Origin of the sequence: Streptomyces sp. NBC_00443 (assembly GCF_036014175.1) — a bacterium.
Lineage (GTDB): Bacteria > Actinomycetota > Actinomycetes > Streptomycetales > Streptomycetaceae > Streptomyces.
This window is the reverse complement of sequence record NZ_CP107917.1, coordinates 3,121,592-3,134,692: the sequence shown is the minus strand read 5'-3', so window position 1 is coordinate 3,134,692 and position 13,101 is coordinate 3,121,592. Positions and strand designations below refer to the sequence as shown.

The 13,101-nt window shown below is 70.4% G+C and carries 12 protein-coding genes and 1 pseudogene; 9 read left to right on the top strand and 4 right to left on the bottom strand.

The features are described from left to right. The first annotated feature begins 92 nt into the window (after positions 1–92). The 5 genes from OHO27_RS13790 to OHO27_RS13770 all read left to right on the top strand — a co-directional run bounded on the left by OHO27_RS13790 (position 93) and on the right by OHO27_RS13770 (position 3,990). The gene (locus OHO27_RS13790; protein ID WP_328423685.1) at positions 93–2,288 is read left to right on the top strand and encodes an ATP-dependent DNA helicase UvrD2; all 2,196 of its coding nucleotides are present in this window, start codon (positions 93–95) and stop codon (positions 2,286–2,288) included. A 165-nt stretch (positions 2,289–2,453) separates the two neighbouring features. Further along, positions 2,454–2,780 (top strand): hypothetical protein, encoded by a 327-nt coding sequence (locus tag OHO27_RS13785; protein WP_328423683.1) that lies wholly within the window; start codon positions 2,454–2,456, stop codon positions 2,778–2,780. A gap of 174 nt (positions 2,781–2,954) precedes the next feature. Further along, positions 2,955–3,323 (top strand): WhiB family transcriptional regulator, encoded by a 369-nt coding sequence (locus tag OHO27_RS13780; protein ID WP_126394927.1) that lies wholly within the window; start codon positions 2,955–2,957, stop codon positions 3,321–3,323. After that, positions 3,320–3,643 (top strand): hypothetical protein, encoded by a 324-nt coding sequence (locus OHO27_RS13775; RefSeq protein WP_328423678.1) that lies wholly within the window; start codon positions 3,320–3,322, stop codon positions 3,641–3,643. The genes OHO27_RS13780 and OHO27_RS13775 overlap by 4 nt, the downstream gene beginning before the upstream one ends. A 137-nt stretch (positions 3,644–3,780) precedes the next feature. Then, positions 3,781–3,990: a hypothetical protein gene (locus tag OHO27_RS13770; RefSeq protein ID WP_328423676.1), complete on the top strand. Its 210-nt coding sequence runs from the start codon at positions 3,781–3,783 to the stop codon at positions 3,988–3,990. Positions 3,991–3,996: 6 nt separating this feature from the next. On the opposite strand, the gene OHO27_RS13765 is transcribed toward OHO27_RS13770, so the two are convergent. Further along, on the bottom strand, positions 3,997–5,367 hold the full coding sequence (locus OHO27_RS13765; protein WP_328423674.1) for an ABC1 kinase family protein: 1,371 nt from the start codon (positions 5,365–5,367) through the stop codon (positions 3,997–3,999). Beyond that, a pseudogene (locus OHO27_RS13760) lies at positions 5,360–6,580 on the bottom strand (ThiF family adenylyltransferase). The gene OHO27_RS13765 and the pseudogene OHO27_RS13760 overlap by 8 nt, the downstream one beginning before the upstream one ends. 337 nt (positions 6,581–6,917) lie before the next feature. Here OHO27_RS13760 and OHO27_RS13755 point away from each other — a divergent pair. From OHO27_RS13755 to OHO27_RS13740, 4 genes are all read left to right on the top strand, one after another. After that, a complete protein-coding gene (locus tag OHO27_RS13755; RefSeq protein WP_328423672.1) occupies positions 6,918–7,514 on the top strand; it encodes a M48 metallopeptidase family protein in 597 nt (198 codons plus the stop codon). Positions 7,515–7,663: 149 nt separating this feature from the next. Further along, entirely contained in the window at positions 7,664–9,418 is a 1,755-nt protein-coding gene (locus OHO27_RS13750) for a TerD family protein (RefSeq protein ID WP_328423670.1), read from the top strand. Between the two features lie 11 nt (positions 9,419–9,429). After that, the gene (locus tag OHO27_RS13745) at positions 9,430–10,110 is read left to right on the top strand and encodes an AIM24 family protein (protein ID WP_328423668.1); all 681 of its coding nucleotides are present in this window, start codon (positions 9,430–9,432) and stop codon (positions 10,108–10,110) included. A gap of 17 nt (positions 10,111–10,127) precedes the next feature. Further along, positions 10,128–10,883 carry an AIM24 family protein gene (locus OHO27_RS13740; RefSeq protein WP_328423666.1) on the top strand — a complete coding sequence of 252 codons (756 nt, stop codon included), beginning with the start codon at positions 10,128–10,130 and terminating at the stop codon, positions 10,881–10,883. Positions 10,884–11,045: 162 nt separating this feature from the next. Here OHO27_RS13740 and OHO27_RS13735 read toward each other — a convergent pair whose 3' ends face one another. Together OHO27_RS13735 and OHO27_RS13730 are read right to left on the bottom strand one after the other, a co-directional pair. Next, positions 11,046–11,567: an NUDIX hydrolase gene (locus OHO27_RS13735; RefSeq protein WP_328423664.1), complete on the bottom strand. Its 522-nt coding sequence runs from the start codon at positions 11,565–11,567 to the stop codon at positions 11,046–11,048. Further along, the gene (locus OHO27_RS13730) at positions 11,564–13,030 is read right to left on the bottom strand and encodes a zinc-dependent metalloprotease (RefSeq protein ID WP_328423662.1); all 1,467 of its coding nucleotides are present in this window, start codon (positions 13,028–13,030) and stop codon (positions 11,564–11,566) included. Before OHO27_RS13730 ends, OHO27_RS13735 begins: the two co-directional genes overlap by 4 nt. Positions 13,031–13,101: the final 71 nt, after the last annotated feature.

Sequence of the window (13,101 nt, the reverse complement as noted above, 5' to 3'; positions counted from 1 at the left end):
GGCACGTGACGCCTGCCGCATTAGTACGACTAACCGTGCCTGCCTGTGGACAACCGGCACAGCCGTCTCCGGCGACCTGGCAGCATGGCCGTGTGACAGCAGCAACGCACTCCACCCTCTTCCCGCAGGTACCGGACTCTGCCGACGCGGTGCTCGAAGGACTCGACCCTGAGCAGCGCGCGGTGGCCACCGCCCTGCACGGGCCGGTGTGCGTGCTCGCGGGCGCCGGCACGGGCAAGACCCGGGCGATCACTCACCGCATCGCCTACGGGGTGCGTGCCGGTATCCTCCAGCCCTCCAGCGTGCTCGCCGTCACCTTCACCAACCGGGCCGCCGGAGAGATGCGCGGCCGACTGCGTCAGCTCGGCGCCGCCGGGGTCCAGGCGCGTACGTTCCACTCGGCCGCCCTGCGCCAGCTCCAGTACTTCTGGCCGAAAGCGGTCGGCGGCTCCATGCCCCGGCTCGTCGACCGCAAGATCCAGCTCGTCGCCGACGCGGCCGCCGCCTGCCGCATCCGCCTCGACCGGAACGAGCTGCGGGACGTCACCGCCGAGATCGAGTGGTCCAAGGTCACCCGGACCGTCCCCGCCGACTATCCGCCCGCCATCGCCAAGGCAGGCCGCGACGCCCCCCGCGACCCGGCCGAGATCGCCCAGATCTACAACGTCTACGAGGACCTCAAGCGCGACCGCTCGGTCATCGACTTCGAGGACGTCCTGCTGCTCACCGTCGGCATCCTCCAGGACCGGCACGACATCGCCGACCAAGTCCGCTCCCAGTACCAGCACTTCGTGGTCGACGAGTACCAGGACGTCAGCCCGCTCCAGCAGCGCCTGCTGGAGCTGTGGCTCGGCGACCGGGACAACCTGTGCGTGGTCGGCGATGCCAGCCAGACGATCTACTCGTTCACGGGAGCAACTCCCGACCATCTGCTCGACTTCCGCACCCGTCACCCCGGTGCCACCGTCGTCAAGCTGGTCCGCGACTACCGCTCCACCCCCCAGGTCGTCCACCTCGCCAACGGTGTGCTCGCCCAGGCCCGGGGCCGCGCCGCCGACCACCGCCTGGAACTGGTCTCCCAGCGCGACCCGGGCCCCGAGCCCCTGTACACGGAGTACACCGACGAGCCCGCCGAGGCCGAGGGCGCCGCCCGCCGTATCCGGGAACTCATGCACTCCGGAGTTGCGGCAGGCGAGATCGCCATCCTGTTCCGCACGAACTCCCAGTCCGAGACCTACGAGCAGGCCCTCGCCGACGCGGGCGTCCCCTACCAGCTCCGGGGAGCCGAGCGGTTCTTCGACCGTCCCGAGGTGCGCAAGGCGGGCATCGCCCTGCGCGGCGCGGCCCGCTTCGGAGGCAACGACTCACTCCTCGACGACGCCGTCGACCTGCCCTCGCAGGTGCGGGCCGTGCTGTCGGGCGAGGGTTGGACGACCGAGCCCCCGGCCGGCTCCGGCGCCGTCAGAGAGCGCTGGGAGTCGCTGGCCGCCCTGGTGAACCTCGCCCAGGACTTCGCCGCCGCCAAACCCGGCGCCACCCTCGCCGACCTCGTCGCGGAGCTCGACGAGCGGGCGAACGCCCAGCACGCGCCGACCGTCCAGGGCGTCACCCTCGCCTCCCTCCACTCCGCCAAGGGCCTGGAGTGGGACGTCGTCTTCCTGGTCGGTGTCGCCGAGGGCATGATGCCGATCACCTACGCAAAGACGGACGAGCAGATCGAGGAGGAACGTCGGCTCCTCTATGTCGGCGTCACCCGCGCCAGGCTGCACCTCCATGTCTCCTGGGCGCTCACCCGCGCACCCGGCGGCCGCCCGAACCGCCGCCCCAGCCGCTTCCTCGACGGACTGCGCCCCGGCTCGGTCGCCACCGCAGGGCGCACCGCCGCCGTCGGCTCCGGAGGCGTCGAGCACGGCTTCACGAGCAGGCCGGACGCCGCCCCGAGACGCACCCAGCGCGCCCCGGCCCGCTGCCGTGTCTGCGGGTGCACCCTCACCGACGCCGGCGAGATGAAGCTGATGCGCTGCGAGGGCTGTCCCTCGGACATGGACGAGGGCCTCTACGAACGACTCCGCGAGTGGCGTGCGGTCCAGGCCCGGCTCAGCGGACAGCCGGACTTCTGTGTCTTCACGGACCGGACCCTGATGGCCATCGCAGAGGCGGAACCGACCAGTCCGGTTGAGCTGTCCCGTATCTCCGGCGTCCTCAAGCGGAAGCTTGAGCGCTATGGGGCCGATGTGCTGGCCATCTGTGCAGGTCAGGAGGTTGGGGAGGGCTCCGACGGGGAATGACACGAACTCGTCGAAAAAATAGTTTGCGCATGCCCCAGCAATCCCCATAGGTTCTTAGCCACGGGAACGGAGGCCTTCTCGGAGGCCCCAATTCCGTGTTCTACTTGCATACCCGTCGGACTGGTTCACCCCAGTCCCCCTAGACGCCGAGAGGAGGCGAGTCCAGTGATCAGCATCAACACCAGCTCCATCAGCATCGTGAAAATGACCGATCGCTCGGTCGTCGCTTCCCTGTGCATGCTCGGCGTCTCGAACCAGGGCACCGGTCTGTCCGGCATCCGTGCCGCCCGTCCGGCGTCCGCCCTGTCTCTCGCGGGTCTCCCTGTCCGTGAGGGCAATGAGCGACCGACCAAGGCACTGGAAGCGGCAGTAGTGGCACAGGCCAAGGCCTATGCCTCTACGGCGACCGGTGCCGGATTCCGGAAGCAGACGAAGCACCACCACGAGATGTGGGCCTTCCGTGGGCCAGAACCCTGGAGTGATCCAGCCTGATCGTCGATCAGGCCGGCGCCTTCAGGGCCGCGGAACCCCATCCGGGATCCGCGGCCCTTCTGTTTGTCCCCCCACAGGGATGACGGAGCGAAGGGGCCTCGGGACAAGAAAGACCCGGTACCAGCCGCCACCCGGCCCAACAGGGCCGGAACGACCAGACGAGGAAGACGAACCGTGCAACTCGAAGCGCACGCCCCGTCCGTACCGCCTTCAGACGTGATCCCCAAGCCCGGCCTCACGGAGGACTCCACCTTGACCCCGCTCACTGCGCTCACCGCGCTCGATGACGCCATCGAGAACCTCGGCGTGCCCGTCCCCTGCCGTTCCTACGACCCGGAGGTCTTCTTCGCCGAGTCGCCGGCGGACGTCGAGTACGCCAAGTCCCTCTGCCGCACCTGCCCGCTGATCGAGGCCTGCCTCGCCGGTGCCAAGGAGCGGCGTGAGCCCTGGGGCGTCTGGGGTGGCGAGCTGTTCGTCCAGGGTGTTGTCGTCGCCCGGAAGCGGCCGCGTGGTCGCCCGCGCAAGAACCCGGTCACGGCATGAACACCGCAGGAACAATCGACCGTCCCTTCACGCACGACCCCCAGAAGCAGGCCCCGATGAAGCCGTCCACCCACGAGCTCGCAGGCTCCGCGCCTGAAGACTTCACCACCAGTGGCGCGAACGACTCGCGTCAGAACAGGAACCGAGAGATGCAACTCCTCCAAGAAGCCCTGGCCCGTGCGCATATGCACGAGCGCCGGTACGTGGCCGAGCAGGAACGCCGGGCCGTGCGCCTGGCGACTGCTCGCCGCATGCAGCGTCGGGCCGAGCGTGCCTCGCTGCGTGCCCGCCGCGCGCTCGCCATGGCGGTCATGCAGTAACCAACCCACACCGCCAGACGGTGGCCTCCCGACCGGGAGGCGGTAGTCCCCGCGGGGGCCGGTTCCGTGCGAACGGGACCGGCCCCCGCAGTGCGTTGTGACCGCCGATCAGTGAGCGGCGGCGATATCGTCGCCGAGTGACGAGTCTTCCCGGAGGCAGTGACAACGGCGGTTCCACCACGGAGCCCCAGCCCCTCGTGTGCGCCCGCTGCGGCACCCGGGCCAAGGCCCCGCAACCCACCTGGACCTGCTCCGTGGAGAATGGCACCCGCCACTACTTGTGCGATACCTGCTCCAGGGAGAACCTCAGAGCGATCGAGGGACGGCTGGACTCGGCCTGGTGGTAGGGCCGCTCACGCCTCCGCCGCCGACTCCTCCTCGTCCGCCGGCTCCTCCGGCACGAATCCGGGCAGCCAGTCCTCCAGCTCCTCGCGCAGTCGCACCGTCGCGCCCAGCTGGCAGAGCACGCCGATGGTGCTCAACGTCACCCGGTGGATGAGGAGATACGCCGGGGGCAGGTTGAGCTGCTTGGCCAGCTGGTAGGCGGGTGAGCGGGGATCGGCCACGCGCCCGGCCTGACTGCGCATCCAGCCGCGGGTGAAGGTGAACTCCTCGACCTGAGCCGGTTCGATGATCGGCAGCAGATAGTCGAGGACGGCGTTCGGGTCGAGGTCGATGGAATCCTTGACGAAGCCCTCGGCGCGGAGGAGTTCGTAGACCTCCTCCGCCTCGCCGTCCAGGGTCATGCGCAGGGAGTCTCCGATGGGGGTCGGCAGACCGCCCGGGAGCCTGTCGACCGTGCCGAAGTCCAGGACACCCAGCCGCCAGTCGTCCTCACCCTCCGGGCCGCCCGGCAGCAGGCGGAAGTTCCCCGGGTGCGGGTCGGCGTGCAGGAGCCCGGTGCGGGCCGGGCCGGAGAAGAGGAAGCGGGCCAGGAGCTGGCCGGCGCGGTTGCGCTGCTCCTCGGTGCCGCCGGAGATCACCTCCGAGAGCGGAACGCCGTCGATCCACTCCGTGACCAGGATTTGCTCGCACTGGTGGACCACCGCGGGGACGACGACGTCCGGATCGTCGGCGAACTCCTCCGCGTGGGCCTGCTGGGCCTGCGCCTCCAGGCTGTAGTCCAGTTCCTCGGAGACCCGGTCCTTCAGCTCCGCGATCAGCGGCTTGATGTCCATGCCCGGAATCAGTGGACCCAAGAGCCGGGCGAAACGGCTCAGTTGGTTCAGATCGGACAGTAGGGCCTCGCCGGCTCCCGGGTACTGCACCTTCACGGCCACCTCGCGGCCGTCGTGCCACACACCACGGTGCACCTGGCCGATCGAGGCCGCAGCGGCGGGCTTGTCCTCGAACTCCAGGAACAGCTCCTGCCAGTCCTCGCCGAGCCGCTCCGCCAGCACCGAGTGCACGGTGCGCGTCGGCATCGGGGGCGCGGCCTCCTGCAGCTTGGTCAGCGCGGCGCGGTAGGGGCCGGCGATCTCCTCGGGCAGAGCCGACTCGAAGACGGACAGGGCCTGCCCGAACTTCATGGCACCGCCCTTGAGCTCCCCGAGCACCTTGAACATCTGCTCGGCGGTGCGCTGCTGCAGCTCACGGCCGACGATCTCCGCGGACTCGCCGACGATCCGCTTGCCCAGTCCCCAGGTCGCCCGTCCGGCGAAGCCGAGCGGGAGCGCGGCGAGCTTGGCGGTACGGGTGACCGCCTTGCGGGGAAGATCAGACATGCGCCCTCCAGGTACCAGCCGACCGCTCCGAGTCTGCCTCACGGCGTGACTCCTTCGGCGGCCGTTGCTCCGCCATTGTCTCGCGCTACCGCTCGTCCTCGGAGGGGTGTTCTCCCTCACCTTTCTCCGTGGCGCCGCACGCGCATGCGTGGTGCGCCCACACCGGCCGCGCGTGCCAGCTCAGACCGGGTAGGGACACCTCCCAGCGTGCACCGGCGCTCGACGGAATCCGTCCATCCAGAAAGGCTAGGGCGTGTGCGGCCGTCAGTCCGGCGACCGTGGTGGCCAGCGTGAGATCGCACGGGCGTACATCGCGTGTCCGTCCTGTGCCGGAGCGCCACTGCGCGACCAGGCGGGGCCAGGCAGGGTCCCGGTCGGCGCGCCCCTCGTGGAGACAGCCGGCGCAGGCCGTCTCGCCGGGCAGGACCAGCGGGCCGACCACGCCGGTGCCCTCCACGACGCCGGCGTACAGATGGGGCGTACCGGAAGCGATGAGGGGTTCGGCGGCGGACGGGGAGGGTGCGTGCACCGCGACGTCGTCCCGGGGTGCGATGATCACCAGCGAGTGGCCGGCGCCGTCCTGCCCGGGAGATGACTGTGCGGTCCGGCGCGGTGGCCGGTCCGGTGCGCAGCGGCGTGCGGCCCGCTGGGCGGCCTCGTCCCTGCGGTCGCCGACCGCCTCCGCGGGCAGCCCGCCCGGTGCGACGTCCCACGGCTCGACACGGCCCACGTCGCGCACGTCGACCTCACCCACCCCCGCGCCCGACAGCAGCGAGGCCACCATCGCGCCCACCCGGCCGGCACCTCTCACCTGTACGCGCAGTGAGCGGCGGGCGGCCAGGCGGCCGATCGCCTCGCCCGGCTCGGACGTGGTCAGGGACAGTGAGGCGAGGTCAGGGCGAAGCCGGTCCAGGACATCCTTCTTGCGTCGCAGGGCGTCGCCGGCCGGCCCGCCTCCCTTCGCGTCGTCGAGGAGCCCCGCCCGTGCCAGCCGTCGCACCAGCCCGTCGACATGGCCGTCCGGCAGGTCCATGCGGCGGCCCTCTTCGCGCATCAGCTCCAGCCCGCGAGTGCCGTTGAGCAGATCGAGGAAACTGCCCGTCGCCGTGTCGATCGGACCCAGCGTCAGAGCGTGCGCCGGAGTCATCCCGAACTGCACCGTATTGAGGTCCCGCCAGCCACGCCTGAGCGCGGGCTTCAGCAGTGGCGCCAGCAGAGCCGGTGAAGCCGGTGAAGCCGGTGAAGCCGGTGAAGCCGGTGAAGTCGGCGTGGTCGATGTGGTCGACGCAACCGGCGAATCTCCCGAAACAGTCGAAAGCATCGCTTGCATGAGCAGGCCCCCCTAGCCGTCGTTGAACGTCCCCTGTGCCGGTGGAGCTCGGTCGCAGCCCCGCCGGTGACAGCCAGCATGCCCCGACAGGGAACCCGGTGCCGAAAGTTGTCCACAGGCGGTGGATATTCGTCGTACAAATCAAACGCACGGTGGGGGATCGGCATGGAACCGTCCCGGAGTCGGGACTTCCCCCATGCGCAGCGGGTAACGTCGGGGCGTGTCCGCCGACCCACTGCACCGCGCCGGAACGCCACAGCGCAGTACGACGAGCCCGCCGTCGAGCGGCTCGGGGGCGAGCGCGATCGAGGTCCGCAGAAGCGCCCGGCGCCGCCGGACGGTCTCGGCGTACCGCGAGGGCGATCGCACCGTCGTGCTCATCCCCGCCCGAATGTCCGAGGCCGAGGAGCAGCGCTGGGTGAACGTCATGCTCGACAAGCTGGCAGCCCAGGAGAGCAAGCGGGTCCTCGGTGACGCCGAACTGGCCGAGCGGGCGGAGCGGCTGTCGGCGCAGTACTTCGACGGCCGCGCGCGGCCCAACTCGGTCCGCTGGGTCACCAACCAGAACACACGCTGGGGCTCGTGCACCCCGGCCGAGGGCAGCATCCGGCTCTCGCACCGCCTGCAGGGCATGCCCGAGTACGTCGTCGACTACGTCCTCCTCCATGAGCTCGCGCATCTCCTGGTGCCCGGACACGGGCCCCGCTTCTGGCGGCTGCTGGAGGGGTACCCCCGCACCGAGCGGGCGAAGGGCTACCTGGAAGGCGTGGTCGCCGCCGAACGGTTGCCTCATCTCCCCAGCGTGCGCGGCGAATGACTGCTCCCTGAGGACCCCCGGAGGCGGCGCTTCCGGTTGGGCCGGGCGAGGGTTGTGTACCGGGTCTGTACCGGCTTGGCTCGATGTCCGAGTTTGCCGTTAGCCTGGCGCGACGCAATTACATTCGGGATGGGGGACGGTCGTTACGCATGGCCAGGGAATTCCAACGCGGCCACAAGGCCAGGATCAGTGACCTCACCGCGGGCACGGATCTGTACGTAGGGGTACAGATCGCCGCTCCGGGGTTGTCTTTCGACATCAGCTGCTTCGGTCTCGACGCCGACGAACGGCTCTCGGACGACCGCTACTTCATCTTCTTCAACCAGCCCAAGTCCCCCGAGGAGTCCGTTCAGCTCCTCGGCGCCCAGGCCGGCGACACGGAGTCCTTCCGGGTCACACTCGACAAGATCCCCCCGCAGATCCAGAAGCTGTCCTTCACGGCGACGATCGACGGCGCCGGACAGATGTCGCAGGTCGGCCCCGGGTACGTCCGTATCGTCGCCGGTGGCGAGGAGGTGGCCCGGTACGCCTTCAGCGGCTCGGAGTTCTCCACCGAACGCGCCGTGATGCTAGGCGACTTCTACCTCAAGGACGTCTGGCGGTTCGCCGCCGTCGGACAGGGCTTCGACGGCGGCCTCGATGCGCTGCTGAAGAACTTCGGCGGCGAGGTCGCCGAGGAGGAGACGCCGGACGCCCCGCAGCAGGCCCAGCAGCCGCAGGCCGGTGCGGCCCCTGGCTTCGCACCGCCCGCCCAGGCCACCGCGCCGCCCGCCTTCAGCGCCCCGGCCCCTGCACCGGCTCCCGTGCCCGCTCCGGCCCCGGCTCCTGCGCCCGCACCACAGCCCGCCGCGCAGGGCTTCGCACCCCCGCAGGGGTCCCCGCCGCCTCCGGCCCCGGCGCCCTCGGTGCATGCCCAGCCCACGATCGTCGCGCCGATCACGCCGCCCGGTGGCGCCCCGCCGCCCCCCGCCCCGGCTCCCGCGCCCTACGGCCAGCCCGGGCAGCAGCCGCCGTACGGCCAGGCTCCCGCCCCGAGCGCCCCGCCGCCGCCCGGTTACGCCCAGCCTCAGGCCCCGCAGGCACCGGCCCCGCCTCCTGGCTACGGCCAGCCGACTCCGCCGCCCGGCTACGGTCAGGCGACCCCGCCTCCGGGCTACGGCCAGCAGCCCCCCTACGGGCAGGTCCCCGGCCAGCAGGCCCCCTACGGAGCCCCGCAGGGTGCACCTCAGGGCGCGCCCCAGGGCCCCGGTGTGGCCGCGGCGCTCCAGCAGTTCAAGGAGACGCCCACCGGTCAGCGCTGGACGCAGCAGAACAAGAAGATGGTCCGCGTCGACCTCGGCATCGGCGGGCAGCCCGTGCTGGCCCGGCAGGGCAGCATGGTGCTCTACCAGGGCAAGGTCGACTTCAGCTACAAGGGCGCCGGATTCTCCGGCCGGATCGTGGGCAACGCGACCGGCCAGGAGATGCAGCTGATGCGCTGTACCGGTCAGGGCCAGGTGTTCCTCGCCGAGAACTCCACGATGCTGCACCCGATCGAGCTCCAGGGCGACGGCATCTGCGTCTCCGCCGAGAACGTCCTCGCTTTCGACGAGAGCCTCCAGTACGAGATCCGCCGTATCGAGGGCCACGGCATCCCCGGCGGCGCGCTGTTCACGATGCAGTTCACGGGCACCGGCACGATCGTCGTCAAGACGCACGGCACGCCCGTGGTGCTGCCGGTCACGCCCACGACGTTCGCCGACGCCAACGCCGTTGTCGCCTGGTCGTCCGCGGCCCAGGTGATCGTCTCCAGCCAGGTACGGATGCGCCGCAACGCCTACCCCGGCGACACCGGAGAGAGCGTCAACCTCCAGTTCCGGGCCGCTCCCGGCAACTTCATCGTCGTCCAGCCGTACGAGATCTGAGGGAGCCCGTCATGAACCAGCCACTCGCGGGCTTCGCCCCCGCACCCGTCACCGCCCGCATGGAGAACCACGGCAACCACATGGCGAAGATCGCCATGCAGACCGGGAACGACCTCTTCGCGCGCGTGGGATCGATGGTCGCCTACGAAGGCTTCGTCCAGTACGAGCCCAACCCGCCGGCCGTGCGCCAGATCGCCAAGGACTGGATGACCGGCGAGGGCGCACCCCTGATGAAGTGCTCCGGCGACGGACTGCTCTACCTCGCCGACTACGGCGCCAACGTGGTCATCATCAACCTCAACGGCGACGGCATCTCCGTCAACGCCACCAACCTGCTCGCCTTCGACGCCCATCTGACGTGGGGCGTCGAGCGGGTGAAGGGCCTGGCGAAGTTCGCCGGACAGGGCCTGTGGAACACCAAGATCTCCGGGCAGGGCTGGGTCGCGCTGACCTCCCGGGGCAAGCCGATCGTCGTCGACTGCGGCGGCGGCGAGGACGAGACGTACGTCGACCCGGACGCGCTCGTCGCCTGGTCCCCGAACCTCAAGGTGAAGGGCAAGCGCAGCTTCAAGGCGCAGTCGCTCATCGGCCGGGGCAGCGGTGAGGCCTACCAGATGGCCTTCTCCGGCCAGGGCATCGTCGTCGTCCAGCCCAGCGAGGACAGCACCGACCGTCTCCGGGTCCGGGGCTGAGGGGGAGCCAGAACGCCATGCAGAGTCCGCTTTTCGCCTACAACGACCAGCAGACCCAGGAGCGCTGGAGTCTGCAGAACAAGCAGATGCTCCGCGTCGCCCTGGAGGGCCACGACGACATCCTCGCCCGCAAGGGGACCATGGTCGCCTACCAGGGCCTGGTCGAGTTCGACGCCGAGTTCCAGAGCAACCAGCAGGGACGCGCGCGGGCACACACCGGTGAGGGCCTCGACCTCATGCGCTGCCACGGGCAGGGCACGGTCTACCTCGCCAACCTCAAGCAGCACGTGCACATGGTGGACGTGGAACAGGACGGCCTGACCGTCGACAGCAGCTACGTGCTGGCGATGGACTCCTCGCTGCACCACGAGGTCATCGCCGTCGACAGCCTCTACGGCATCTCCGGCTCCGGGAAGTACCAGCTCAACATCACCGGCCGCGGCAAGGTCGCCCTGATGACCTCGGGCATGCCGCTGATGATGCAGGTGACGCCCGACAAGTACGTCAACTGCGACGCCGACGCGATCGTCGCCTGGTCGACCGGGCTGCGCGTCCAGATGCAGTCCCAGACGCACTCCTCCGGGGTGTGGCGGCGCCGCGGCAACACCGGTGAGGGCTGGGAGCTCAGCTTCATGGGCAGCGGTTACGCGATCGTCCAGCCCAGCGAGCTGCTGCCGCCGCAGAACGCCCAGGTCGGATCGGGCCTCGCCGCGCAGTACGGCATGGGCCAGCAGGGAGCGCGAGGCCAGAACCAGGGCAACGTCTGGAGCTGATCGCTCCGCTGGTGGGCCGGGGGGCTCGGGGGCTGTGGGCCGCTTCTGGCCGCGGGCCGTATGTGGCTGGTCGCGCAGTTCCCCGCGTCCCTTGCGCGCGGCCCACCGCCCGGAAGCAGATGTGAGGGGCGACCGTCAGCGCGGTTGCCCCTCACTCATATCTCAGGCCGCGAGCCTCGCCCGTGTCGCCTCCAGCAGGCGTACGACCGAGTCGTCGGCCACCTCCGCCACCTCGTCGTAGGCGAACCAGCGCAGGTCGAGGGACTCCTCGCTGATCGCCTCCACGGCTCCGGCCGGAGCCAGTGCCGCGTACTGGACGTCGAGGTGCCAGGCGCACGGGGTGTGGTGCCGGTCCAGGCGGACGGGACCGCCGGACAGCAGAGTCAGCCCCGCGATGCCCGACTCCTCGGTCGCCTCGCGCAGGGCGGCCGAGGCCATCGTGTCGTCGGCCGGCTCGCAGTGGCCGCCCATCTGCAGCCACATGCGCATCTTCTTGTGCAGCGTGAGCAGCACGCTCCCGCGCGACGGGTCGATCACCAGCGCGCTCGCGGTGATGTGCCCGTCCCCGCAGGCCTTCCACATTCCGTCCGGATGGGCCTCCAGATGCTCCAGATAGGTCTGGCGCAGGTCCGGCTGGTCCTCGTAGCCCTTCAGCACGAGGACCGCGTCGTCGTACAGGCTCACTCGGTGTCGTCGTCCTTGGAGTCACCCTGGGCGTCGCCCTTGGTGTCGTCGTCCTTCTTCTTCAGGTCCGGCTTCCCGGTCGAGCCGCCCGCCGCCTCGCCGAGCATCTTGTCCAGCTCGGAGAAGTCGATCTGCTCGCGGTGCACGAATCCGTCCGGGTCGTCCAGGTCGGAGGCCGTCGGCAGCATGTCCGGGTGGGCCCACAGGGCGTCCCGGCCGTCGACACCGCGCGCGTCCGTGAGCGAGGCCCACAGACGGGAGGCGTCGCGCAGACGGCGCGGGCGCAGTTCCAGGCCGATCAGCGTGGCGAACGTCTGCTCCGCCGGGCCGCCCGAGGCGCGCCGGCGCCGCAGCGTCTCACGCAGGGCGTCAGCGGACGACAGGCGGGGCTTCGCGGCCGCGTGGACCACCGCGTCGACCCAGCCCTCGACGAGCGCCAGAGCCGTCTCCAGACGGGCCAGAGCCGCCTTCTGCTCCGGAGTGTCCTCCGGCTGGAACATGCCCTGCTGGAGGGCGTCCTGCAGCTGCTCCGGATTCTGCGGGTCGAACTGGCCGACCACGTCCTCCAGCTTGGCCGTGTCGACCTTGATCCCGCGCGCGTAGCCGTCGACCGCGCCGAACAGGTGCGAGCGCAGCCACGGCACGTGCGCGAAGAGGCGCTGGTGGGCCGCCTCGCGCAGAGCGATGTACAGCCGCACCTCCTCCTTCGGTACGCCCAGGTCCTTGCCGAACGTCTCGATGTTGATCGGCAGCAGCGCGGCCTTGCCCACAGGGCCGAGCGGCAGACCGATGTCGGTGGAGCCGACGACCTCGCCCGCGAGCACGCCGACGGCCTGCCCGATCTGCGTGCCGAACATGGCGCCGCCCATCGAGCGCATCATGCCGATCAGCGGGCCGGCCATGGCCTGCATCTCCTCCGGCAGGACGTCACCCATGGCGGTGCCGACGCGCTCGGCCACCGGGTCGACGAGCTCCTGCCACGCGGGCAGGGTCGCCTCGACCCACTCCGCGCGTGACCACGCCACCGCGGAGCCCGCGCCGGACGGCAGCGCCGTCGCGTCGTCGAGCCACAGGTCGGCCAGGCGGACGGCTTCCTGAACCGCGTTGCGCTCGGCGGGGCCGACGCTCGCGTCCTTGGTGCCGTCGGAAGTGCCCTGGGAGACCGTCTGGCGGGCGATCTGCTTGGCCATGTCCCAGTTCACCGGGCCGCCCTCGTAGGAGAGCATCTGGCCCAGCTGCTGGAACGCGGCGCCCAGGTCGTTGGGGTTCAGGGAACCGAACATGGCAGCGAACGGATTGTCGGCACCGGTGCCACCGAAGCCACCGGCTCCGGGCAGCCCGCCGAAACCGAACGGGTTGGCCGGGCCCTGACCACCACCGCTCTGCTGGTCCTTCTTCTTGCCCTCGTCGCCGTCGTCCGGCTCCTCCGGCGGAAGGCCGAATCCGAATGGGGTGTCACTCACGGGATTCCTCGGCTGGTAAGGCCACCGGTTTGGCACCGGCGGCGCGACTGCCCGATAACACCACCCAGCGT

Bases quoted from the DNA above. Each gene is read 5' to 3' on its own strand.
- OHO27_RS13775 (WP_328423678.1), top strand. From the start codon at position 3,320: ATGAACACCGCAGGAACAATCGACCGTCCCTTCACGCACGACCCCCAG.
- OHO27_RS13765 (WP_328423674.1), bottom strand. From the start codon at position 5,367: ATGTCTGATCTTCCCCGCAAGGCGGTCACCCGTACCGCCAAGCTCGCC.
- OHO27_RS13750 (WP_328423670.1), top strand. From the start codon at position 7,664: ATGGCCAGGGAATTCCAACGCGGCCACAAGGCCAGGATCAGTGACCTC.
- OHO27_RS13745 (WP_328423668.1), top strand. From the start codon at position 9,430: ATGAACCAGCCACTCGCGGGCTTCGCCCCCGCACCCGTCACCGCCCGC.
- OHO27_RS13740 (WP_328423666.1), top strand. From the start codon at position 10,128: ATGCAGAGTCCGCTTTTCGCCTACAACGACCAGCAGACCCAGGAGCGC.